This is a genomic window from Inquilinus sp. CA228 (assembly GCF_052078665.1).
Lineage (GTDB): Bacteria > Pseudomonadota > Alphaproteobacteria > DSM-16000 > Inquilinaceae > Inquilinus.
In genome coordinates, this window is record NZ_JBQJIK010000020.1 from 59,391 (window position 1) to 82,347 (window position 22,957).

Sequence of the window (22,957 nt, forward strand, 5' to 3'; positions counted from 1 at the left end):
ACACGATGTCGGGGAGGAGGACAAGATGAGCGAACGGAACACCACGGGCGTGCCCGGTAAGGTCGCAATCGTCACCGGCGCCTCGCGCGGCATCGGTGCCGCGATCGCCGAGCGGCTCGGCCGGGACGGCTTCACCGTCGTCGTCAACTATGCCGGCAATGCCGAGGCCGCCGAGGCCCTGGCCCGCGGCATCGAGCAGGCCGGCGGCCGCGCCCTGACCGCCCAGGCCGACGTCGCCGACCCGGCCGCGGTGCGCCGCATGTTCGAGGCGGCCGAGACCGCCTTCGGCGGCGTCGACGTGGTGGTGAACAACGCCGGCATCATGCAGCTGGCGCGGATCGCCGACACCGACGACGCGCTGTTCGACAAGACGGTCGCGATCAACCTGAAGGGCACCTTCAACATGCTGCGCGAGGCCGCCAAGCGGCTGCGCGACGGCGGCCGGATCATCAGCATCTCGACCAGCGTCGTCGGCACCAAGCTGGAGACCTACGGCGTCTACACCGCGACCAAGGCGGCTGTGGAGACGCTGACCGGCGTCCTGGCGAAGGAGCTGCGCGGCCGCTCCATCACCGTCAACGCCGTGGCCCCGGGCCCGGTCGGCACCGAGCTGTTCTTCCACGGCAAGTCGCCGGAGCTGGTCGAGCGCTTCGCCAAGGCGGTGCCGCTGGAGCGGCTGGGCACGCCGCAGGACGTCGCCGCGGCCGTGTCCTTCCTGGCCGGCCCGGACGGCGGCTGGGTCAACGGCCAGGTCCTGCGCGCCAATGGCGGCCTCGTCTGACCGACCCTGCATTCCCGGAGAGAACCCATGAGCAACGTCATCGTCGTCACCGGCGCGTCCAGCGGCTTCGGCCTGATGGCCGCCCGCGCTTTGGCCCATGCCGGCCACACCGTCTATGCCAGCATGCGCGACACCGCCGGCCGCAACGCGCCGCAGGTGGCCGAGGTCCAGGCCTATGCGAAGGAGCACGGCGTCGACCTGCGCACGGTCGAGCTCGACGTCGCGTCGCAGCCCTCGGCCGATGCGGCGATCGCCCGGATCATCGCCGATAACGGGCGGCTCGACGTCGTCGTCCACAATGCCGGCCACATGGTCTACGGCCCGGCCGAGGCCTTCACGCCGGAGCAGCTGGCCCAGCTCTACGACATCAACGTGCTGAGCACGCAGCGGGTCAACCGCGCCGCCCTGCCGCAGCTGCGCCAGCAGGGCAAGGGGCTGCTGGTCTGGGTTTCGTCCAGCAGCTCGCGCGGCGGCACGCCGCCCTATCTGGCGCCATATTTCGCCGCCAAGGCGGGGATGGACGCGCTGGCCGTCAGCTATGCCGGCGAGCTGGCGCGCTGGGGCATCGAGACCTCGATCATCGTGCCCGGCGCCTTCACCAAGGGCACCAACCACTTCGCCCATTCCGGCACGCCGGCCGACACGGCGCGGGCCGAGGAATACGCCAAGGGCCCGACCGCCGATTTCGGCGAGGTCGCCTTCAAGGGCCTGGCGGCGCTGGAGCCGGCCGACGCCGACCCGCAGGCGGTGGCGGACGCCATCGTCAAGGTGGTCGACACCCCGTTCGGCAAGCGCCCGTTCCGAGTCCATATCGACCCGTCGCAGGACGGCGCCGAGGTCGTCAACGGCGTCGCCGATCGGGTGCGGGCCGAGCTGCTGCGGCGGATCGGGCTCGAGGACATCCTGACGCCGCGGTCGATCGGCTGAGCGCCGGCCAGATCGGCCTGGACGGGACCGGCGGCAGCGGTATCGTGCGGAAGCCGATAACGAAGCCGCAGCCCGATCCGGGCCGATCCGACGGAGGACCAATGCCCGACATCCGCATTCTCGCCAGCGGCCTCCAGTTCCCCGAGGGGCCGGTGGCGGAGGCCGACGGCTCCGTCCTGCTCGTCGAGATCCAGCGCGAGACCGTCAGCCGGGTCCGGCCCGACGGCACGGTCGAGGTGGTGGCGCAGCTCGGCGGCGGTCCCAACGGTCTCGCGCTGGGGCCGGACGGCGCGCTCTATGTCTGCAACAACGGCGGCTTCCTGTTCCATCACGACGGCGGCTTCAACCGCATGCGCCGCGGCGTGCATCCGCACTACACCAGCGGCCGGATCGAACGCCTCGACCTCGCCACCGGCGAGGTCCGCACCCTCTATGATCGCTGCGGCGACCACCCGCTGCGCGGCCCGAACGACATCGTTTTCGACCGGTCGGGCGGCTTCTACTTCACCGATTACGGCAAGCATCGCGAGCGCGAGCGGGACTATGGCGGGCTGTATTACGGCCGGGCCGACGGGTCGCGCATCGTCGAGGTCGCCTATCCGATGGAGACGCCGAACGGCGTCGGCCTGTCGCCGGACGATTCGGTCGTCTATGTGTCGGAGACCGAGACCGGCCGCCTCTGGGCCTTCGACCTCGAGGCGCCGGGGCAGCCGAAGCGGCACCCGTTTCCGTCGCCGCATGGCGGCCGGCTGGTGTGCGGCCTGCCGGGCTACCAGCGCTTCGACAGCCTGGCCGTCGATGCCCGGGGCAACATCTGCGTCGCCACGCTGATCACCGGCTGCATCACCGTGATCGCCCCGGACGGCACCGTGCTGGACCAGGTGATGCTGCCGGACGATCCGATCGTGACCAACATCTGCTTCGGCGGGCCGGACCGGAGGACCGCCTACATCACCCTGTCCGGCACCGGGCGGCTGGCGGCGATGGAATGGCCGGAGCCGGGAAGCCCGCTGGCCTTTTCCCGATAGGGTTCAAGGCACCCCGGCCAGCGCCTCCGCCCCGATCGGCCGGAACGGCGCCGGGCGGCCGTGGAAGCGGGTGGCGAGAGTGGAGACCTGATCCGCATCCCCGGTGGTGAAGAACAGCGGCGGTGTTTCGGCCCCGCCGGCGGTGTCGAATTCCGGGTGGCGCTGCAGATAGGCCTTCAGGCTGCGGGCGGTGATGTCGGGCTGGGACAGCATCTCGACGCCCGGCGGCAGCGTCTCGGCGAACAGGCCGGCGACCAGCGGGTAGTGGGTGCAGCCCAGGATCACCGCGTCCGGCGGCACGCCCTTGAGCTGCCGCATCAGCAGGGCCGAATAGCGCCGCACGGCGCGGCGCAGCACCGGCTCCGGCGCCGCCCGCTCGATCAGCGTCACCAGCACCGGGCAGGCCTGCTGCACCACCGTGATCTCGGGCGCGCGCTTGCCGATCTCCTCGACGAAGGCGCCGGTCCGCACCGTGTGGCGGGTGGCGAAGATGGCGACCGTGCGCGGCTCGCCGCGATGCCGGCCGGTGCGGATGTCGGCCATCCAGGGCACGCCGGTGATCGCCTCCACCATCGGCACCAGCACGCCGATCACCCGCCGGTCGGGATGGTGCTGCGGCAGCCAGCTCTGCTGCAGCCGGCGCAGCCCGGTGGCTGCGGCGGTGTTGCAGGCCAGGACCACCAGTCGGCAGCCCAGGCCGAACAGCCGCTCCACCGCCGCCACGGTCAGGCGGTAGATCTCCTCCGGCTCGCGGTTGCCGTAGGGGGCGTGGCCGTGGTCGCCGAGATAGAGGAAGCGCTGCTGCGGCAGGTGCCGGGTCAGCGCCTGCAGCACCGTCAGCCCGCCATGTCCCGAATCGAAAACCCCGATCATCCGCATCCCCGTGATCCTGCCCAGGCGGTAGCGGATGTCGAGGGCATTCTCAAGGCGTTCGGGCCGCCCGCGGTTGACCGCGGCCCGGCCCGCCGATAGCCTGCCGGCATGATCCGTCGTCCTCGCCCCGCTCCGCGATACGGTGCCCCGCCCTTCTGAGGCGGCGGGGACGATGTTTCATGCCCATCCCATGCCGCCGGTTCCGGCGGCATTTCCATGTGGGGTCTCCGGAGCCGTGCGGCGCCATCAGGAGACCCGACATGCCGCCCATCTTTATCCGCCCGGCCCGTCCGGACGAGCACGCCGCCCTCTGCGTCCTGTTCGCCGAGCTCGACCGCTTTCACCGCGAGATCCGGCCCGATCTCTTCGTCGAGCCGGAGGGCCCGGTGCGCAGCCCGGAGCTGGTCGCCGGCCTGATCGCGGGGCCCGGCAGCGCCATCCTGGTCGCCGACGACGGCGGCGCCCTGGCCGGCCTCGCCACGCTGATCGAACGGACGGTCGCGGCCAATGCGGTCCGGCCGGAGCGCCGCATCGCCGAGATCGACAATCTGGTGGTGATGCCGGGCCACCGCCGCCGCGGCATCGCCGGGCTGCTGCTGCGCCATGCCGAGGACTGGGCGCGGGGCCGCGGCATCGGCACCCTCGAGCTCGGCGTCTGGGAGTTCAACGTCGGGGCCGTGGCCTGCTACGAGGCGGCCGGCTTCGCGCCGACCACCCGCCGCCTGAGCAAGGCCGTGGCGCCGCCTTAGCCGGGCTGCGTCCGGCCGCGCCACCGCCGTCTCAAGGCGACGGCGGTTCGCCGAATCGGCCGCGCAATCCCTCCGCGAAGGCCGAAAGCGCGTTGGCGAGCTGGTGTGCGACTGCGGGCGGCGGGAGCGGCAGTTTGAGGCTTCGTGTCCCCGTGGTCGGATCGTGCTCGATCCAGGGATGCGCTGGCGCATCCGCATCCTTCGTTGCCGCCACGGCCGCGACGAGCTGCACCGCCATCTGCGCCAGGGCCTGCCAGGGGTCGGCGTGCGATCCATGCGGCGGGGCCGCATCGGCCTTCGCAGGCGCGACCGCGATCCCGGCCCCCATTTCCTCCGCGGCTTCGGCGGCTTCGGCAGCGTCGACGCCGTCCACGCCCGCCACGGCTCCGGCCTCCTCGGCCGGCGTTACGGTTTCGCCCTGGCCCATCTGCCCGGTGACGGATTCCACATCCTTCATGAATCGGGTGAGGCGCGAGCCGCCGAGCGAGATGCTGCTGGCGCCGCCGTCGAGAATTCCGGCCGACAGGGACCGCTTGAAGGCCAGCACCGACAGCATGCCCTCCTCGATGGTTCCTTTCGCCACGAAATTGATCACCCGAACCGGCCGCGTCTGGCCCATGCGGTGGATCCGCGCGATACGCTGCTCGAGCAGCGCCGGATTCCACGGCAGGTCGAAATTCACCAGGGTCGAGGCGTGCTGTAGATTGAGGCCGGAGGCGCCGGCATCGGTCGACAGGAACACCCGGCACGCCGGATCGTCGCGGAACCGCTCGATCAGGGCCGGACGCTTCTCCGACGGCACGCCGCCATGGAAGCTGACATAGCCGATCCCCTGCGCTTCGAGGCGCCGGATGACGATGTCGTGGCTGCGCGTCCATTGCGAGAACACCACCGCCTTGGCGTCCGGGTCCGCGAACAGATCGGCGAACAGCGCCGCCAGTTCGTCGGCCTTGACCCCGTGATCGGTTTCCCGATCGAGGAGATAGGTGCTGTTGCACGACATGCGCATGTTCTGGAGAGCGCAGGTCAGTCGCCGTTGATCCTTGTCCGACAGAAACTTCATCCTGCGCCAACGCTGGATGATGCGGGCCACCGAGTCGGCATTCTCCTGGTGATGGGCCATCTGCCCTTCGGTCATCGGGACCAGGAGAGTCTGGTCGGTCCGGCTCGGCAATTGCCGCAGCACCTCGGATTTGCGCCGGCGGATCATGACCGGCGCCAAGGTCTGGCCGATCTTCTCGAGCCCGTCATAGCCCGTGACCCGGCCTCCCTCATCCTTGACCTGATGCTCGTAGAGCAGCTTCCAGATCGGCCCCAGCCGGTATTGATCGATGAACTGGACGATCGAAACCAGCTCTTCCAGCTTGTTTTCCAGGGGCGTGCCGGTCAGCACGATCGCATAAGGGCTGTCGATTCGCTTCAGGGCGCGGGCGGCGATGGTGTTCCAGTTCTTCACCCGCTGCGCCTCGTCGACGATCACGAGATCCGGCTCCCAGTCGGCGATCAGGTCGAGATCGGGCGCCAGCCTCTCGTAATTGGTGATCTTGCAGAAGTCGTCGAGGGCGTAGTCCTTCCGGCGTTGCGCCCGGCCGCCGCCGATGACCCGCGCCGCGGTCTCGTCCCGCCGGCCGGAGAAGCGCAGAATCTCGCTCTGCCATTGGTATTTCAGCGAGGCCGGGCAGACCACCAGCACCTTCGCCAGGCCGAAATGGCGCGCCAGGATTTCCATGGCCGCGATCGCCTGGATCGTCTTGCCCAATCCCATTTCGTCGCCGATCAGCGCCCGCCCGGCCCGGACCGCGAACAGCGCGCCTTCGGCCTGGTAGGGATAGAGCGGCACCTGCAGCAGGTTCGAGAACCCGGGATCGGCAGCGCCTTTCGGGAACAGCTGCTCGAGCCGTTCGGCGCGCCGAACGGCGTCGCGCCGTCCGGCGATGAAATCGAGGGCATCGTCATAGGCCCGCAACTCGTGCCCGCTGTTCGAGGCGGCGGCCAGGAAGGCTTCGATTTCGCCGAAGCGGTCATCCCGCAGCACCCCGCCCTGTCCGGTGTCGAACAGGCCTTCCGCTGCTTCGGCCACCTGCTGCGGACAATCCGTTCCGGCCCGGAAATAGATGCGGCGGCCGCCGTCGTTGCGCAGATACAACTCGGAAAACGCCGGCCGGTAGCCGCGCGCGAACGCGGTCTTCGCCCCGCGCTTCTGCGCCAACTGAGCCAGCGTGAACTCGATGTGCTTGCAGGTGCCCAATTCATTGGTCGTGTAGTCGGGGCAGCTGCAGTAGTTGCCGCCGGGACCCGGTCCTCGGATGACCACGCGGTAACTCGACCTCGAAACCGGATTGCCAATCCGGAATTCGGAGAAGAACGGCTCGTTCGTCAGGTTTTCGAGCGTGAAGGCCTGCTCGCGGCCGAATTGGCGGCGCAAAGCCCGCTGCCATTCCACCGGCGACAGATCGGCGGGCTGCAGGGTGCGCGAGAGTTTCGCTTCTTTGCGTGGCTTGGCCACGGGCTTCGGGGCTCGTCGCGTGGCGGTCATGGATGTCCGGTCGGTTCGGCGGGATGAGGGGCTATTCGGGTGAAGGGGCAGACTTTATCCGATCTCGCCCCCGCCAGTCTTCAAGGCTCTGGCCCCAGATCTCGACCTTGGCGTCGATCGGCGCCGGCAGCCGGTCCAGGCCGCGGAAGCGCGAGCCGAGCCGGCGCGCCACCGCCTTGGACGGCTCGTTCTCCGACGCGATGCAGTGGATCACCTCGGTCCAGCCGAGATGGTCGAAGGCCCAGTCGATCGTCGCCGAGGCGCCTTCGGTGGCGTAGCCCTTGCCCCAGGCGGCGCGACACAGGGTCCAGCCGACCTCGGTGCCCGGCCAGCCCTCCGGCTGCCAGGGGCCGAGCCGGCCGATCCAGCGTCCGGTCGTCTTCTCGATCACCGAGAAATTGGCGAAGCCCTGGATCGTCCACGCGCCGGCCATGGTGAGGAAGCCGCGCCAGGCCACGGTGCGCAGTTGCACGCCGCCGATGAAGCGCGCGGCCTCCGGATCGGCCATCAACTCGGCCCAGCCGTCGAAATCCTCGGCCCTGGGTGGGCGCAGGATCAGCCGGGCGGTCTCCAGCACCGGTGCGGGCTCCGGGGTCGGCATGGGCGCCTCCTGAATCGGGAAGGCGCAGCAAAGACCGATCCCGGCCGGCCGGTCAAGCGGCCGGCCTATCGCGCGACCAGCGTATGCACGCCCGGCGGCAGCCCGATCCGTTCCCCGGTGGGCTCGAGCACCGGCGTGTCCTCGGTCGAGATCCGCCAGACCTCGACGGCGCCGCCGGGGCTGCCGTCGCGGGTGCGGTTGACACCCACGAACAGGGTCCGGCCGTCGCGGTCGAAGGCCAGGCCCTGCGGCAGGACCGCGGCGATCGGCCAATCGCCATGTGGCGTGAGCCGGCCGGTCCCGCCGTCCAGTTCGTAGAGGCTGAGCGACGCCTCGCGGGTCCAGTCGGGGGAGCCGTCCGGCTTTCCCGTTCCGCGCAGATTCGAGGTCACCAGGAAGCGGCCGTCCGGGCTGAAGGCGATGGTCTCCGATCCCCAGCCGCCCAGGGCGATATGCGGGACAGTGTGGCGCGCCGCATCGCCGTCGCTGCCGGGCTCGGCCAGGCGGATGGTCGTCAGGATGCCTTCGCGCACCCCGAAGAAGCCTTGCGTGTCGACGCCCCATTGCAGGTCCGAGGTGACGTAGAACCGGCCGTCCGGCGAGAAGCGGCCGACGAAGGGGAACTTGTTGGTCTGCACCCGATTGCCCCATGGGCGCATCGCTGCGACCGACCCGGCGGCGTCCCGCTCGATCGCGTAGAAGGCCACCTGGGCGCGGTCGACCAGGTTGACGGCGATGTGGCGGCCGCCGGGGTGCCACTGCACCCAGGTGGATTTCAGCGGGATGAAGCCGCCCGACGGCGGCAGGTCGAGACCGAACCGCGTCACCGCGCCGAAGCGGCCGTCCCGCACCGGGATGAAGGAAAGCTCGCGGTCGGCATCGGTGGTGACGGCGACGATCAGGCCGCCATCGGGGCTGAGGTGGATCGCCTGCGGCCGGGTCCCGATCTTGACCTGGTCGATGACCGCGGGATCGCGGCCCGGCCGGATGTCGACCGAGCGGAGGCCGGTGCCGGGCACCAGCTCGCTCAGCTTCGTCATCCCGGGCGAGCGTGGCCGGAACGTCTCGGCGACGAAGGCGAAGCGGCCGTCCGGGGACAGGTCGAGCGATCCCGGCGGCCCGTTGGTCGAGTTCGAGACCTCCAGCGGTCTCGCGCTGAGCCGGCCTTCGGCGCCGGAGATCAGGGACAGCGTGTCGCGGTGACGCGGATCGGCCGGCCCGAGATCGCCGGTCTCGTAGACGGTCGGCACCATGTCGGTGTCGGACAGGGCGGCCAGGATGCTGCCGGGGGCGTCCTGCGCGCCGGAGGGACCCGAGGGCACGAGCAGGCTGAGGGCGGCAAGCACGAGATGCGGTCGCATGCGGTGGTTCTCCCGTCGAAGCGGGCGCAGTGGTCTCATGTTGACCGATATTCTTCCAATCGATATCCGCTATCTGCCTATTCCTCAGGGAAATACAGTGAGGCGCCCATGAACCTCGCCGCCGTCGATCTCAACCTGCTGGTCGCCTTCGATGCGCTGCTCGGCGAGGGCAGCGTCAGCGCGGCGGCGGAGCGGATCGGGCTCAGCCAGCCGGCGATGAGCAAGCGCCTGGCCCATCTGCGCCGCCTGTTCGGCGACGATCTGTTCGTGCGCCATGCCGAGGGGGTCCGCCCCACCGAGCGGGCGCTGGACCTGGCCGACCCGATCCGGGCGGCGCTGCGCCAGATCGAGGACGCGTTGGGCGGCCTCGGGCGCTTCCAGCCGGTGCGGTCGGGCCGGGTGTTCCGGATCGCGGCCACCGATCACATCGCCGCCGTCCTGATGCCCGGCGTCATGGCCCGGCTGCGGGCCGAGGCGCCGAAGGTCTCGGTCATCCTGCGCGCCCTGCACCGGCAGGATATGGTCGAAGCGCTCGAGAAGGGTACGGTCGACCTCGCCCTGACCATCCTGCCGGATGCCCCGGCGACGATCCGGCGTGCGCCGCTGTTCCCCGTGCGCTGGGTCTCCCTGGTCTCCGCGGACCATCCCGAGGTCCGGGACGAGCTGACGCTGGAGCTCTACCTGAAATACCCCCATCTGCTGGTCACCCATGTCGGCGACCTGAAGGGGGCTGTCGACCGGATCCTCGACGATCGCGGCCTGAAGCGGCAGGTGGCGATGAGCCTGCCCTACGCGCTGGCGGTGCCGCGCATCATCGCCGGCACGGACATGATCTCGACCCTGTCCACGCGCGTCCTGCGCATGGCGGAGTGGCCGGGCGTCCGCGCCTTTCCCCTGCCGTTCGACCATTCGGGCTATGACGAGACGATGCTCTGGCATCGGCGGAACGACAGCGATCCGGGCCATGGCTGGCTGCGGCGCCTGTTGGCGGATGCGGGCGGCGGGCTGGCGGGCGGCTAGCGTTCCGTCGCGGTGCCGAGGTCGGGGGCGGCGAAGCTGTGCAGCAGCAGGCGCACCAGCTCGGCCTGCCGGTGGGTCTCGGTCTTCTCGAACACCTGCTTCAGGTAGTGGCGGGCGGTGCCGATCGAGATGCCCAGGCTTTCGGCGGCCTCCGCCGGGCCGAGGCCGCCGGCGATCAGCGCCGCCAGGTCGGATTCGCGCCGGGTCAGGCCATAGGCGCTGGCCAGGCCGGCGGTGTCGATGCGGCAGCGGCGGTCGGGGTCGGAGATCAGCACCGCCACCGCGCCCGGCTCGCCGGGGACCGCGCCGCGGTCCGCTGACGGGGCCGGAATGACGCTCAGGATCAGCGGCCCGTTCGGCGGCCGCCGCGACACCGGGATGCGCAGCATCGTGGCGGCGGCACGGTTCAGCGCGGCATCGGCCGTGTCCGGCCCGCCGGCCAGCAGCATCGCCGCGGCGATCGCCTGGTGCAGCGCCCGGGTCTGCGCCGGCAGGGTGGTGGCGATGCCGTAGGCGTCGGCCAGCAGCCCGTCGCGCGCCGCGATCACCGCCTCGGCCCGCTCGCTGCGGTACACCGGCCGGCCGTGCCGGTCCAGCAGGATCAGGCCGAGGCCCAGCGCGTCGATCGCGGCCAGGGCGCCGGTGGCGCGCGGGTCGACGCCGGCCAGGCGGCGGTTCAGCTTGCCGGCCTTGGCCAGATGCGGCACCAGGGCCTGCAGCCGGTTCAACTCCTCGGCGCCGAAATCGCGCTCGGCCAGCGGCCGGCAGATGCGCACGGCGGACCAGCCGGACGTGCCGCGCCACGGCACCGCCACCGCCGCCAGGCCGCCGCCGATCGGCCGGATCAGCTGCTGGTAGAAATCCGTCCGCTCATAGTCCTTGACCGGCACCAGGGACGACTGGGTGCGGGCGGCTCCGGCCGGGAACCGCTGCATCTGCTCGGTCCAGAAATCGCTGTGCAGGATCTGGTCGCAGCGGTCGCCGTGCTGCCGCGCATCCATCCGGGAGCAGGTGGAGAGCTGGACGCCGTCGAGGCTGTTGGTGGTGAACACGGCATGCGAGCCGCCGACCAGGTCGCGCACCGCGTCGAGGCAATGCGGCCACTCCTCCGGCTCCATCGCGGCGTCGTAGATCCGCTGCACGGTCCGGAGGATCACCTGCGCGCCCGCGGTCACCCGGCCACCCCCCCGTGGTTCGCCGGATCGAAACCAACCGCCGCCTGCGCGCCGCCCGCAAGTCGATCATGGAACACCGGCATTCCCGCGCTCCAAAATATCCTAGAACAGGAAAATACGCCGCTAGTCGAGCCGCCCGATTCCTCAACAACGCCGATCCACGAGGACGACATCGCGGCGATGCCGCGACCGTCTTCCTCGATCGGAAGGATCATACCGTGTTTTTCTCGATGCCATTAGAGCACTTTTATTATGGCAACGGTGTGGAGCCGCGGCGGCAAAGCCGCGGCGATTCGCGCATGGGATGATGAAAAGCCTCGGGCCGGCTGATCTCAGCTCGCCCGGCGCATCGTGACGGCCTTCTTCGGCTCCTCGTCGAACAGCTCGGCCAGCTTGTCGATCATCGTGCCGCCCAGCTGCTCGGCGTCGACGATGGTCACGGCGCGGCGGTAGTAGCGGGTCACGTCATGGCCGATGCCGATCGCCACCAGCTCCACCGGCGACCAGCGCTCGATGTATTCGATCACCTGCTTCAGGTGCCGCTCGAGATAGTTGCCGGGGTTGACCGACAGCGTCGAATCATCGACCGGGGCACCGTCGGAGATCACCATCAGGATGCGCCGCTGCTCCTGCCGGCCGACGATGCGGTTGTGGGCCCACAGCAGCGCCTCGCCGTCGATGTTCTCCTTCAGCACGCCCTCGCGCAGCATCAGGCCGAGATTCTTGCGGGCCCGGCGCCAGGGCGCGTCGGCGGATTTGTAGACGATGTGGCGCAGGTCGTTCAGCCGGCCGGGATTCTGCGGCTTGCTCTGCTGGATCCAGCGCTCGCGGGCCATGCCGCCCTTCCAGGCGCGGGTGGTGAAACCGAGGATCTCGACCTTCACGCCGCAGCGCTCCAGCGTCCGCGCCAGGATGTCGGCGGCGATCGCGGCGATGGTGATCGGCCGGCCGCGCATCGACCCGGAATTGTCGATCAGCAGGGTCACGACCGTGTCGCGGAAGTCGGTGTCCTGCTCCATCTTGAAGGACAGCGGCGTCAGCGGGTTGATCACCACGCGGGCGAGGCGGGCGGCGTCGAGGATGCCCTCCTCCAGGTCGAAGTTCCAGGACCGGGTCTGCTTGGCCATCAGCTTGCGCTGCAGCCGGTTGGCCAGCTTGGCGATCACGCCCTGCAGGTGCTGCAGCTGCTGGTCCAGCATCAGCCGCAGCCGCGACAGCTCGTCGGTGTCGCACAGGTCCTCGGCCGCCACCATCTCGTCGAACTGGGTGGTGAAGGCCTTGTAGTTCAGCCCGTTCGGGTCGAGCGCGCCGGTCTGGTCGTCGCGCCAGGGCTGGCCCGGCGCCTCGGTGTCCTCGGTCAAGAACTCGTCGGAATCGTCCGACGCCTCCTCCTGCTGGGCGCCCTCGGCGTCGGTCTCGTCGCCGCTCTCCGGGTCGCTGTCGCTGTCGTCGGCCTCGGCGCTGACCTGCTCGCCCTCGCGGCCCTGCTCCTCCGGCTGCTCGCCGTCGGCCTTGTCGTCGTCCTCGCCGTCCTCGTCCTCCTGGCTCTCGTCCTCCTGGCCGACATCGACGTCGAGCTCGGCCAGCAGATGCTTGGCGCAGCGGGCATAGGCCTCCTGGTCGTCCATCGAATCAGCCAGCTCGTGCAGCGACCGGCCGATGCGGCCTTCCAGCCAGGACCGCCACAGCTCGGCGGCATGGCGGGCGTTCGGCGGCGGCTTCTCGCCGGTCATCGCCTCGCGCGCGGCCAGCCGCACCGCCTCGGCCAGCGGCACCTGCTCGCGCTCGGTGACGCGGTCCAGCCCCTGGCGCTTGAAGCGGTCGTCCAGCGCCGCCGCCAGGTTGCCGGCGACGCCGGCCATCTGGGTGGCGCCGATCGCCTCGCAGCGCGCCTGCTCCAGCGCCTCGAAGGCGGCGCGGGCGACGTCGCCCTGCGGCATGCGGGCGGCGTGGACCTTGGTGCTGTGGTGGCGCAGGCGCAGCGCCACGGCATCGGCGGCGCCGCGCACCTTGGCGACCTCGGCCGAGGTCAGCAGGCGCGAGGGCTGCGGCAGCCGCGCCCGGGTGCCGGCGACGCCGGCCGGCTCGCTGGAATAGGCCACGGTGATGTCGGGCCGCTCGGCGATGGCCCGCACCGTCGCCGTGGTGGCGCGCTTGAACACCTCGATCGGGCTGTCGTCCTGGGGCATCGCCTGCTTCGTCTCTGCGGCTTTCGCCGCTGTCTCCTCAGTCTGTCATTGCCGGGCTTGACCCGGCAATCCAGAGGGTGTCGACGCTCTCTGGATGCCCGGGTCAAGCCCGGGCATGACAGGAAAAATAGGCTTACGCCAGATGGGCGCGGACGCCGCTTTCCGGCAGCTCGGTGCCGAAGCAGCGCTGGTAGTACTCGGCCACGGTCGAGCGCTCGACCTCGTCGCATTTGTTCAGGAAGGTCAGGCGGAAGGCGAAGCCGACATCGCCGAAGATGCGTGAATTCTCGGCCCAGGTGATCACCGTGCGCGGCGACATGACGGTCGAGATGTCGCCACCGATGAAGCCGGCGCGGGTCAGGTCGGCCAGGCGGACCATGGCGCTGATCTTGCTGCGGCCTTCCTCGGTGTCGAAGTCCGGCACCTTGGCCAGGACGATCTCGACCTCGGCGTCATGCGGCAGGTAGTTCAGCGTGGCGACGATCGACCATCGGTCCATCTGGCCCTGGTTGATCTGCTGGGTACCGTGATACAGGCCGGTGGTGTCGCCCAGGCCGACGGTGTTGGCGGTGGAGAAGATGCGGAAGGCCGGGTGCGGCTTGATCACCCGGTTCTGGTCCAAGAGGGTCAGCTTGCCCTCGACCTCCAGCACGCGCTGGATCACGAACATCACGTCCGGCCGGCCGGCGTCGTATTCGTCGAACACGATGGCGCAGGGGTTCTGCAGCGCCCAGGGCAGGATGCCCTCGCGGAACTCGGTCACCTGCTTGCCGTCGCGCAGCACGATGGCGTCCTTGCCGACCAGGTCGATGCGGCTGATGTGGCTGTCCAGGTTGACCCGGACGCAGGGCCAGTTCAGGCGCGCCGCCACCTGCTCGATATGGGTCGACTTGCCGGTGCCGTGATAGCCCTGGATCATCACCCGCCGGTTGTGGGCGAAGCCGGCCAGGATGGCCATTGTGGTGTCGCGGTCGAACCGGTAGGCGGTGTCGACATCCGGCACGTGCTGCGTCGCGGCGGAGAAGGCGGGCACCTGCAGGTCGCTGTCGATGCCGAAGGTCTGCCGCACGGACACCTTGATGTCGGGCAGCGTCGAGGAGGTGTCAGCGCTCATGATCCAGTCGAAGTCCAAGTTCCAGAGTATCGGTTCACGAGGCGAAGCCGGCCTTCAGCACGCTGTAGGCGTGGTTGATGGTCTTGAACTTCTCCTCGGCATCGCGGCTCCCGCCATTGGCGTCCGGGTGATGCAGTTTGACAAGAGCCTTGTAGCGGGCCTTGAGGGTTTTCAGGTCGAAGGGAGGAGCCAGCTCGAGCGTCTTCATCGCGCTCTCCTGCTCGGTCGGGGGGCGGCCCTGCTTCGCCTCCTCCTGCGCCTCGCGGCCGGCGTGGAAGGGGTTGTCGCCCGCGCCTTCGGCGAAGCTCTCATAGATCCGGGTGCGCAGCCGCTGCTCGGCCCGCCATGACCCCATCGGCCAGGTCGGCCGGTCCCACACCGTGTCGCGCCGCGCCTCGCGCTCGATCTGGTCGGCGCTCATGCCCTGGTAATAGTTCCAGGCGCGGTTGTACTCCCGCACATGCTCCAGGCAGAACCACCAGTAGTCGTTCAGCCGCTGCCGCGATTTCGGCGCCCGGAACTCCCCGGCGCAGGCACAGTCCGGGTGGTCGCAGCGGCGCATCGCCGGCGCCGGCTCCTCGAATGCCCGGTACTCTCTGCGGTTCGCAGTGGCCATGGTGCGAGTATGGGGAGGGTGTTTTCGCCTGACAAGTCGACGCGGCGGAAATCTGCCCTGCCCTCGTGTCGCAGCATCGGGGCTTGCTTCATATGGGAATATCGTGCCCTCCCGCCGCGGCGCCGCCTCTGCTATCACCAGAGGCCGGATCGAGGAGAGGACCGATGCAGATCGCCGACCGCATGCGCCGCAAGATCGAGCAGGCGCTGGCCCCGGCCCAGCTCGAGATCATCGACGACAGCCACCGCCATGCGGGGCATGCCGGGCATGACGGCCGCGGCGAAAGCCATTTCCGGGTGCTGGTGGTGTCCGAGGCCTTCGCCGGCAAGTCGCGGGTCGAGCGGCAGCGCCTGGTCTACGACCTGCTGGCGGCCGAGCTGCAGGACCGGGTGCACGCCCTGTCGCTGACCACCCGGACTCCGGAAGAGGCGGCGAAGGCAGGCGCCCGCGGCTGACGCCTGCGGCCCCGTCTAGCGCCACCGTGCCGGTGCCGTGGCCGAGCTACGTCTCGAAGCGACCCGTGGTGTCACGATCTCGGTCGTATCGTCGCGTGAGCGGAAACGGCGGCAACCAGGATTCGCGACGAATGATCCAGCTTTCGTAGGTCGGCATCAGCTGGTCAGGAGCATCCAGGGATCCCAGGTTCACTTCGACTTCGTCTGCGCTGCGCCCGAAAACGGACGAACCGCAGCGGGGGCAGAAAAACCGCCCGGCGTAGTCGCGTGTTTCGCCGTCGATCGTCACCGCATCCTGAGGGAAGATCGCGGAGGCGTGAAACAAGGCCCCATGATGCTTGCGGCAGTCGAGACAGTGGCAAAGGCCGACCCGGTACGGACGTCCCGACGCCACGATCCGGACGTTGCCGCACAGGCAGCCGCCCGTGAATCGGTCCATGCTGCGTCTCCTCCACAATCAAGCGGTCGGAATGCTTACAACGAACCCCGCTGAGCGGCCATCAAGGATGCACGACGGCCGTGTCGCCGACCTCACGCGTTCGGCCCGGCCAGCGCCACCAGCTTTTCCCTGACCCCCCGCAGGATCTCGTCCGACAGCGCCGGGTCGGACACGGCGCGGGCCAGGGCCACGGCGCCGGCCAGGGCGCTGATGGCCAGCAGCGCGTCGGCGCGGGTGGCGGCCGGGTTTTTCGCCCGCAGCAGCGCCAAAAACGTCTCCATGCTGGCCTCGATGTGCCGGGTGAAGGCTTCCCGAGGCCGGTCCTGCAGCCGCCCGGCCTCGCTGGCCAGGGCGGCCACGGCGCAGCCCGCCGCCGGCGCGTCGCGATGCGCCGGGCTCAGATACTCGGCGACGATCTCGGCGTAGCCGGCGCCCGCCTCGCGCGCGGCGGCGGTGGTCGCCCGGCTCTGCTCCAGCGCCTCCTCCAGCGCCTCGGCCACCAGCTCGTCGCGCGAGCCGAAATGGCGGTAGAAGCCGCCATGGGTCAGCCCGGCCTCCTGCATCAGCTCGGCGACGCCGACGGACCCGACCCCCGCCTCGCGGAAGCGGCCGGCGGCGATGCGCACGATGCGGTCGTGGCTGGCCGCCTTGTCCTGTCGCGAATGGCCCAACGAAAGATCCTCCTCGGCCGGTCATTGACAATCAGGATGATGGTTATCATCTTCCCGATCGAGATGACGATCATCATCCAGAATATGGGCTCGGCCGGCCGTCGCCGCCAGCCCGGATCGCAGGAGAGCGAGATGAGGTTGCAGGACAAGGTTGCGCTGATCACCGGCGGCAATGCCGGCATCGGCCTGGCGACGGCCCGGCTGTTCGTGGCCGAGGGCGCGAAGGTGGTGATCACCGGCCGCAACCGCGAGACGCTGGATGCCGCGGCGCGCGAACTGGGCGACGCCGTGCTGGCGCTGCAGGCCGACACGGCGGATGCCGCGGCGATGGAGCGGGCGGCGGCCCGGGCGGTGGAGCGCTTCGGCCGGCTCGACATCGTCTTCGCCAATGCCGGCATCGGCGGCATGACCCCGCTCGGCCAGACCTCGTTCGAGCAGTTCGAGCAGATCGTCCGCGTCAACCTGACCGGCGTGTTCTTCGCGGTGCAGGCGGCGCTGCCGCATCTCAAGGCCGGCGCCTCGATCATCCTCACCAGCTCGGTGCACAGCAGGCTCGGCGCGGCCGGCTGGTCGGCCTATGCCGCCAGCAAGGGCGGCATCCGGTCGATGGGCAAGGTGCTGGCGTCGGAGCTGGCGCCGCGCGGCATCCGGGTGAACGTGGTCTCGCCCGGCGCGACCGACACCGACATCTGGTCGGCCGTGGCGCCGACGCCGGAGGGCCGCGCGGCGCTGGTGCAGCGCCTCAGCCGCGGCATCCCGCTCGGCCGCATGGGCAAGCCGGAGGAGGTGGCGAAGACCGTGCTGTTCCTGGCCTCGGACGACGCCAGCTACGTCCAGGGCGTCGACCTGTTCGTCGACGGCGGCGCCACCGGCTCGCCCTCGGGGGCGCCGGTGTATCGAGGGTAGACGGGATGCCGATACTGTCGGCGCTTCATGGGTCGTCAGCGGCCCATGAAGCGTTCGAATCTCTCTGCCAATCGATCCCGGTCGGGGTAGTCGCGGGGCCTCCTAGGCAGCCGGATGGCTTGGCCGGCCATGTCCTTGAAGCCGTGTTCAAGCATCGGGCCGTCATCGATCGATAGTAGGGCCTCGCTGACGTGAATCCGGAAGTCCGGATCGATCCCAATCAGGTTTGCATCGAAGGCGGCGTGGTGGATTTTCGACATCGGCAGACCATTCGGAACGATCGGCTGTCCGAGGTCGATGTGACCATCGGCGATAATGTGGGCGGCGTCGAGTAGCCGTGGCTCTGGCAAGCCGGAGAAGGCACAGCGGTTGCCATAGGCGGTCAGAACAGCTTCTCGGAATGTCGCTTGATGAAGACGCTGGCGGATGAGCTGGAAGCTGTATCGACGGGCTGGTGGTTCGCTCACACCCCAGACGATCTTGGCTTCCGATGTCTCCGCAATGGCTGAAAACGCCAGTTGCACCTTCAGTTCGGACGGCCGCCATTCGGCAACATAGGTCGGCCAGATTTTCATGTAGCGGGTAGGCGCAACCCCAAGGAAATAGAGGATCGGGGTCTGCGTCTCCCATGCTTCGCGAAGCCAGCGATTGTCGGCGGCGGCAGGATCCGTGCTCATGAAGGCATAGTCGATCAGTTCGTCGCCGCGCTCGATCTGCTCGTGAACACGGAGTTGATCATCGTACCAGACCCGCGCTCCAGTCCGCGGGTAGGCAGTGAGCACGCTGAGAACATAGTCCATGACTTTCGGCTTGAAGATGCCACGCCGTGGATTGATGAGCGGTATCCGCTGGCCTGCAAACGAGAAGCCTGTACGAAGCTGTTCCGACGTCAGGATATCGCCGACGGTTATTCGCTCGACATGTTCGACGGCCGCCATGCGGATTTGAGCGTCGCGGCTCACCGATTAACCCAGGAAGCGGTTTTCACGGTGCCATTCGAGCGCCGCGGGCGATGGGAGCGCTTCTTTGCTGTGCGGAGGGCGAACGGCCTGACCGTGAAGCTCATAGTAGTGTCTGCCGTTGTCGAAATCGGCCTTGAGCCGGCGACCTACAACAAAGTGTCCGTCTGCGCTCACTGTGACATAGCCAAGATCAAACAGGCGATGGATATCGGTGCGCAGAAGAAGCCCATTGGATGGTTCGTGCTCTCCCCCATCGGCATAGGACCGAATGTGCGCAGCATCGAGAATGGGCAGCGTCTTTTCGTCGGTCACGGCGCAGCGCCGATCGTAGCCGTCGGTGACAGCGAGCCGAAATGCGCCCTGTCCGAGCCGCGGCGCTATCAGATGCGGGGTGCCGTAGCGCGCAGGCGCTTCGTATAGGTGGCTGCGCGGCCCTGGCTCGACGAGGCGTTCGGTGACAGCTTGCCATAGGGTTAGACCTTCAGTCTCGCTGAGATCGAAGCCCTTTCCCGAGACGATGTTCGGCCGCCAGCTTTCCGGTATGGGCAACCAGAGATCCCGGGGCCAAAAGAATGGTTGCGTCAGTACTCGACAGCCGATGATCGGATCCTGACGCGGGTCAAGTATGCCGGGATCCCGACGGTAGTGAGCGATGCGTCTACGGATCTCAGACGGAGAAGCAGCACCATTCTTCCGTTCGAAGGCCTCCCAGGCGATCGAAAGCGGCACATTCGATGCGTGGCTGAACACCCCTCCCCCGACGATGAAGTTGTCGGGGGCATGGAGCTTAAACAGAAATAGTTCACCTGGCCGAAGCGCCCGGAACTGCTTGCCGCCACTCGGCCGCCAGAAATTAACCTCGTCGGGTGGATATGCCGACAGTGAGTCAAACCAAGATCTATCTGTAACTGCAATAAAAAGGCGAACCATTCTAATACGTTCCATCGCCCCTCGTGACATTGCAAGGGAGATTGAACGGCGAGGGCGGGTTCCTCACCCCGGCAGGAACGCCACCATGTTCGGGCTGCCGGCCGGAAGGTAGCGGCCGGTGAAGGCCAGCCGGCCGGACTCGGCGTCGACCCGGAACAGGGTGACGTTGTCGCTGCGCCGGTTGCAGGCGAACAGGAAGCGGCCGGTCGGGTCCAGCGCCACATGGTTCGGGTAGTCGCCGCGGGTCCATTCCGCGTCCAGCCAGCGCAGCGTGCCGGCGGGCTCGACGGCGAAGATGGCGATGCTGTTGTGCAGCCGGTTGCCGGAATAGAGGAAGCGGCCGTCGCGGCTGACCGCCAGCGCCGAGGCGAAGCTGGAGCCGGCGAAGCCCGGCGGCAGCGACCCCAGCTGCTGCAGCAGGGTGGCGCGGCCGGTCGCCGGGTCCCAGGCGTGGACCGCCAGCTGCGACGCCTCCTCATAGGTGGTGTAGAGCACGCGGCCGTTCGGGTGGAAGGCCAGGTGCCGCGGCCCGGCCCCGGCCGAGGCGGCCGGGAAGAACGGCGGATCGGCCGGACGCAGCGCGCCCTGGTCCAGGGTCCAGACATAGACCCGGTCCTGGCCGAGATCGGTGCTCAGCACGAAGCGGCCGGCGGTCTCGATGAGATGGGCGTGCGAGCCGTCATGGCCGCTGATGGCGAAGCTGCCGGGCGGCCCGGCCTCGGCCCGGTCCGCGCCGACCGGCCCTGCCGGCGCCTGCACATCGGTGGCGGCGCCCAGCGACCCGTCCGCCGCGATCGGCAGCACCGCCAAGCTTCCGTCGCCGTAATTCGCCACCAGCAGGTGCCCGCCGCCGGGATGGACGCTGCAATGCGCCGGCCCGGCGCCGCCGGAGCCGACGGTGTTCAGCGCCGTCAGGGCGCCGCTGTCGCGGTCGACCCGGTAGGCGGTGCAGGCGCCCTGGGCCGCGCCTCCGAATTCGTCGATCTCGTTGACGGCATAGGCGTGCCGCCCGTCCGGGGCGAAGGCGAGCCAGGCGGGGTTCGGCCCGGCGACGCTGCCCAGCGCCTCCAGCCGGCCGGTCTCCGGCTCCAGCCGGGCCAGGGTGATGCCCTCGCCATTGCCGGACGCGCCCGTATAGCTGCAGACATGGAACAGCATCGCCTCGCCCACCCTGTTGCCTGTAATTGAGAACCCGATAGCATCCGTCTCGCGCATTGTCAGCGCTGCCGCGTGCGGCTATCACCCGCCATCCGCCGCCTTTGCCGGGAACCCTCCGATGGCCGACACCCCGCCCGACCACCTGTCGAACAACCCGAACAGCCCGCATTTCGACGAGGCCGCGCTGCGCCGCGGCGTCGGCATCCGCTTCAACGGCGCCGAGCGCACCAATGTCGAGGAGTATTGCGTCAGCGAGGGCTGGGTCCGCCTGTCGATGGGCAAGGCGCGGGATCGCCGCGGCAACCCGCTGACGATGAAGATGACCGGCACGGTCGAGCCGTATTTCCGGGACGACGCACCCCAGAGCTGATCCGGCCCGGCAGGAACACGGGCCGGCCGTCCGGCATTGTATCCTGCGGGGTCCGTGATCCCGGGAGCCGCCGGATGGATCGACCGATGCCTTCGCCGAAGCTTGCCCTGTTCGCCGTCCTCGGCACCCTGGTCTTTCTCGGCCTGGCCGTGCTCGGCTGGGGCGGGTTCGGCGCCTTCTTCGCGCATCCGGCCCGGATCGCCCTGGTGGCCGTCACCGCCGTGCTGACGGTCGCGAGCCTGTTCAGCGGCGGCAACATCAGCCCCGGCGAGCGCGAGGACCGCGGCAATCGCTGGGTGCTGATCGTCTTCACGGTGCTCGGGCTGCTCGGGGCCTATGTGCCGGCCTGGACCGACCGGATGGAGCTCTGGACCCTCGACGGCGACACCGTGCGCTGGCTCGGGGTCGTGATCTTCACCCTCGGCGGTGCGCTGCGGCTGTGGCCGGTCTTCGTGCTCGGCCGGCGGTTCAGCGGGCTGGTGGCGATCCAGCCGGGGCACACGCTGGTCACCGGCGGCATCTATGGCGTGATCCGCAACCCGAGCTATCTCGGTCTGATCGTCGGCGCGCTGGGCTGGGCGCTGGCCTTCCGCTCCGGCATCGGGGTGGTGCTGGCGCTGCTCAACCTGGTCCCCCTCGTGGCCCGCATCCGGGCCGAGGAGCGGCTGCTGGCCGACCAGTTCGGAGCGGAGTACGAGGCCTATCGCCAGCGGACTTGGCGGCTGGTGCCCGGGCTCTATTGAGCCCTCAGGCCGCCGCCTTCGCCGCCCCCGCGACCAGGCGGCCCAGCCGGCCGATGCCCTGCCCGATCGCCTCGCCGTCGGCCAGGGAGAAGGACAGGCGCAGCGTGTTGCCGTGGGTGCCGTCGGCGTGGAAGGCGCGGCCGGGGACGAAGGCGACGCCCTGGTCCACCGCCCGGGCCAGCAACTCGGCACCGTCCAGCCTCTCGGGCAACGTGGCCCAGATGAACATGCCGCCCTCCGGCCGGGTCCAGCTCACCCCCGCCGGCATGTGCCGCTGCAGTGCCGCCAGCATGCGGTCGCGCCGGTCGCGATAGGCGGCGCGGATCTTCGCCACCTGGGCCGGATAGGCGTGCTCTGCGGCGTGGTGCATCACCATCTGGTTGATCGTCGGCGTGTGCAGATCGGCCGCCTGCTTGGTCAGCACCAGCTTCTGCACCACGCCCCGCGCGGCGCAGATCCAGCCGATGCGCAGCCCCGGCGCCAGGGTCTTCGAGAAGCTGCCGCAATGGATCACGCGGCTGCGGTCGATGTCGCCCTTGGCCGCGACGTCCAGCGCCAGCAGCGGCGGCACGTCCGCGCCGTCGTAGCGCAGCGCCTGATAGGCCGAATCCTCGACCAGCGGGATGTCCAGCTCGTCGGCCAGGGCCAGGGCGCGCTCGCGGGCGGCCAGGCTCAGCGTCTCGCCCGAGGGGTTGGCGAAATCCGGCGTCAGATAGGCCAGCCGCACCCGGCTGCCGGCCGCCTCGGCCGCTGTGCGGTAGGCCGCGGGCGTGGCGTTGCCGTGCTCCGGCTCCAGCCGGTCGTAGCGCGGCTCATAGGCGTTGAAGGCCTGCAGCGCGCCGAGATAGGTCGGCCAGCCCACCAGCGCCGTGTCGCCGGGCGACAGGAACAGCTTGCCGAGATAGTCCAGCCCCTGCTGCGAGCCGGAGGTGACGACGATGTTGTCGGCGCCGCAGGGCACGCCGATCGATGCCATGTGCCGGGCGATCCACTGCCGCAGCGGGGCATAGCCCTCGCTGACCGAATATTGCAGCGCGGTGTCGCCGGCGGCCAGCGCGGCCTCGTAGCCGGCGCGGATAGTGTCGGCCGGGAACAGGGTCGGGTCGGGGATGCCGCCGGCGAAGGAGATCACGCCCGGCCGGTCCAGCAGCTTCAGCAGCTCGCGGATCTCGGAGGCGCGCATCCGGGCGGCGCGGGTGGCGTAATGGGTCTCGCCGATGGTCATGGTGTCTCTTCCTGGGCGTGGCGTCTGTCTGGCGCCGTTCCCCAACCGAACCATGGTCAGCGGATTTATGTCAATGAGACTGCCCTATTTCATGCCAGAGTTGCGCGAATCGCGCGACTGGGGGTATT

24 protein-coding genes are annotated in these 22,957 nt (G+C 69.4%); 9 read left to right on the forward strand and 15 right to left on the reverse strand.

Annotation, left to right across the window (positions count from 1 at the left end):
• Positions 1-25 precede the first annotated feature (25 nt).
• The 3 genes from ACTOWL_RS12100 to ACTOWL_RS12110 all read left to right on the forward strand — a co-directional run bounded on the left by ACTOWL_RS12100 (position 26) and on the right by ACTOWL_RS12110 (position 2,736).
• Positions 26-781: an SDR family oxidoreductase gene (locus ACTOWL_RS12100; RefSeq protein ID WP_441321478.1), complete on the forward strand. Its 756-nt coding sequence runs from the start codon at positions 26-28 to the stop codon at positions 779-781.
• A 27-nt stretch (positions 782-808) separates the two neighbouring features.
• A complete protein-coding gene (locus ACTOWL_RS12105; protein ID WP_441321479.1) occupies positions 809-1,708 on the forward strand; it encodes an SDR family oxidoreductase in 900 nt (299 codons plus the stop codon).
• 101 nt (positions 1,709-1,809) lie between these two features.
• Complete coding sequence (locus ACTOWL_RS12110; protein ID WP_441321480.1) at positions 1,810-2,736, forward strand: SMP-30/gluconolactonase/LRE family protein; 927 nt, start codon at positions 1,810-1,812, stop codon at positions 2,734-2,736.
• Between the two features lie 3 nt (positions 2,737-2,739).
• Here the strand turns inward: ACTOWL_RS12110 and ACTOWL_RS12115 are convergent, their stop codons facing one another.
• On the reverse strand, positions 2,740-3,609 hold the full coding sequence (locus tag ACTOWL_RS12115; RefSeq protein ID WP_441321481.1) for a glutamate racemase: 870 nt from the start codon (positions 3,607-3,609) through the stop codon (positions 2,740-2,742).
• A 260-nt stretch (positions 3,610-3,869) separates the two neighbouring features.
• Between ACTOWL_RS12115 and ACTOWL_RS12120 the strand changes: the two genes are divergently transcribed.
• Positions 3,870-4,358 (forward strand): GNAT family N-acetyltransferase, encoded by a 489-nt coding sequence (locus ACTOWL_RS12120; protein ID WP_441321482.1) that lies wholly within the window; start codon positions 3,870-3,872, stop codon positions 4,356-4,358.
• Positions 4,359-4,389: 31 nt separating this feature from the next.
• Here ACTOWL_RS12120 and ACTOWL_RS12125 read toward each other — a convergent pair whose 3' ends face one another.
• From ACTOWL_RS12125 to ACTOWL_RS12135, 3 genes are all read right to left on the reverse strand, one after another.
• Entirely contained in the window at positions 4,390-6,864 is a 2,475-nt protein-coding gene (locus ACTOWL_RS12125) for a DEAD/DEAH box helicase (protein WP_441321483.1), read from the reverse strand.
• 61 nt (positions 6,865-6,925) lie between these two features.
• On the reverse strand, positions 6,926-7,495 hold the full coding sequence (locus tag ACTOWL_RS12130) for a GNAT family N-acetyltransferase (RefSeq protein WP_441321484.1): 570 nt from the start codon (positions 7,493-7,495) through the stop codon (positions 6,926-6,928).
• Positions 7,496-7,560: 65 nt separating this feature from the next.
• Complete coding sequence (locus tag ACTOWL_RS12135) at positions 7,561-8,856, reverse strand: beta-propeller fold lactonase family protein (RefSeq protein WP_441321485.1); 1,296 nt, start codon at positions 8,854-8,856, stop codon at positions 7,561-7,563.
• A gap of 108 nt (positions 8,857-8,964) precedes the next feature.
• Between ACTOWL_RS12135 and ACTOWL_RS12140 the strand changes: the two genes are divergently transcribed.
• The gene (locus tag ACTOWL_RS12140) at positions 8,965-9,876 is read left to right on the forward strand and encodes a LysR substrate-binding domain-containing protein (RefSeq protein WP_441321486.1); all 912 of its coding nucleotides are present in this window, start codon (positions 8,965-8,967) and stop codon (positions 9,874-9,876) included.
• On the opposite strand, the gene ACTOWL_RS12145 is transcribed toward ACTOWL_RS12140, so the two are convergent.
• The 5 genes from ACTOWL_RS12145 to ACTOWL_RS12165 form a co-directional block, all read right to left on the reverse strand.
• The gene (locus ACTOWL_RS12145; protein WP_441321487.1) at positions 9,873-11,051 is read right to left on the reverse strand and encodes a helix-turn-helix transcriptional regulator; all 1,179 of its coding nucleotides are present in this window, start codon (positions 11,049-11,051) and stop codon (positions 9,873-9,875) included. The genes ACTOWL_RS12140 and ACTOWL_RS12145 overlap by 4 nt on opposite strands.
• Positions 11,048-11,266, reverse strand: coding sequence for a hypothetical protein (locus tag ACTOWL_RS12150; RefSeq protein ID WP_441321488.1), 219 nt, complete (start codon positions 11,264-11,266; stop codon positions 11,048-11,050). The genes ACTOWL_RS12145 and ACTOWL_RS12150 overlap by 4 nt, the downstream gene beginning before the upstream one ends.
• A 117-nt stretch (positions 11,267-11,383) precedes the next feature.
• Complete coding sequence (gene cobT, locus ACTOWL_RS12155) at positions 11,384-13,240, reverse strand: cobaltochelatase subunit CobT (RefSeq protein WP_441321489.1); 1,857 nt, start codon at positions 13,238-13,240, stop codon at positions 11,384-11,386.
• Positions 13,241-13,373: 133 nt separating this feature from the next.
• Positions 13,374-14,354, reverse strand: coding sequence for a cobaltochelatase subunit CobS (gene cobS / locus ACTOWL_RS12160; RefSeq protein WP_441321490.1), 981 nt, complete (start codon positions 14,352-14,354; stop codon positions 13,374-13,376).
• Between the two features lie 34 nt (positions 14,355-14,388).
• Positions 14,389-14,970 carry a J domain-containing protein gene (locus ACTOWL_RS12165; protein ID WP_441321491.1) on the reverse strand — a complete coding sequence of 194 codons (582 nt, stop codon included), beginning with the start codon at positions 14,968-14,970 and terminating at the stop codon, positions 14,389-14,391.
• 164 nt (positions 14,971-15,134) lie between these two features.
• Here ACTOWL_RS12165 and ACTOWL_RS12170 point away from each other — a divergent pair, with 164 nt between their 5' ends.
• Positions 15,135-15,425 carry a BolA family protein gene (locus tag ACTOWL_RS12170; protein ID WP_441321492.1) on the forward strand — a complete coding sequence of 97 codons (291 nt, stop codon included), beginning with the start codon at positions 15,135-15,137 and terminating at the stop codon, positions 15,423-15,425.
• A gap of 46 nt (positions 15,426-15,471) precedes the next feature.
• On the opposite strand, the gene ACTOWL_RS12175 is transcribed toward ACTOWL_RS12170, so the two are convergent.
• Together ACTOWL_RS12175 and ACTOWL_RS12180 are read right to left on the reverse strand one after the other, a co-directional pair.
• Complete coding sequence (locus ACTOWL_RS12175; RefSeq protein WP_441321493.1) at positions 15,472-15,864, reverse strand: GFA family protein; 393 nt, start codon at positions 15,862-15,864, stop codon at positions 15,472-15,474.
• A gap of 92 nt (positions 15,865-15,956) precedes the next feature.
• A complete protein-coding gene (locus tag ACTOWL_RS12180) occupies positions 15,957-16,535 on the reverse strand; it encodes a TetR/AcrR family transcriptional regulator (protein ID WP_441321494.1) in 579 nt (192 codons plus the stop codon).
• Positions 16,536-16,571: 36 nt separating this feature from the next.
• Here ACTOWL_RS12180 and ACTOWL_RS12185 point away from each other — a divergent pair, with 36 nt between their 5' ends.
• Entirely contained in the window at positions 16,572-17,441 is an 870-nt protein-coding gene (locus ACTOWL_RS12185; protein WP_441321495.1) for an SDR family NAD(P)-dependent oxidoreductase, read from the forward strand.
• Positions 17,442-17,476: 35 nt separating this feature from the next.
• Here the strand turns inward: ACTOWL_RS12185 and ACTOWL_RS12190 are convergent, their stop codons facing one another.
• The 3 genes from ACTOWL_RS12190 to ACTOWL_RS12200 form a co-directional block, all read right to left on the reverse strand.
• Positions 17,477-18,403, reverse strand: a complete 927-nt coding sequence (locus ACTOWL_RS12190; protein WP_441321496.1) for an HNH endonuclease — start codon at positions 18,401-18,403, stop codon at positions 17,477-17,479.
• A 3-nt stretch (positions 18,404-18,406) separates the two neighbouring features.
• Entirely contained in the window at positions 18,407-19,333 is a 927-nt protein-coding gene (locus ACTOWL_RS12195; RefSeq protein WP_441321497.1) for an HNH endonuclease, read from the reverse strand.
• Positions 19,334-19,396: 63 nt separating this feature from the next.
• Complete coding sequence (locus ACTOWL_RS12200) at positions 19,397-20,491, reverse strand: lactonase family protein (protein WP_441321498.1); 1,095 nt, start codon at positions 20,489-20,491, stop codon at positions 19,397-19,399.
• A gap of 118 nt (positions 20,492-20,609) precedes the next feature.
• Between ACTOWL_RS12200 and ACTOWL_RS12205 the strand changes: the two genes are divergently transcribed.
• Positions 20,610-20,861 (forward strand): DUF3297 family protein, encoded by a 252-nt coding sequence (locus tag ACTOWL_RS12205; protein WP_441321499.1) that lies wholly within the window; start codon positions 20,610-20,612, stop codon positions 20,859-20,861.
• Between the two features lie 86 nt (positions 20,862-20,947).
• Entirely contained in the window at positions 20,948-21,604 is a 657-nt protein-coding gene (locus ACTOWL_RS12210; protein WP_441321500.1) for a methyltransferase family protein, read from the forward strand.
• 4 nt (positions 21,605-21,608) lie between these two features.
• Here ACTOWL_RS12210 and ACTOWL_RS12215 read toward each other — a convergent pair whose 3' ends face one another.
• A complete protein-coding gene (locus ACTOWL_RS12215) occupies positions 21,609-22,829 on the reverse strand; it encodes an aminotransferase-like domain-containing protein (protein WP_441321501.1) in 1,221 nt (406 codons plus the stop codon).
• Between the last annotated feature and the right edge of the window lie 128 nt (positions 22,830-22,957).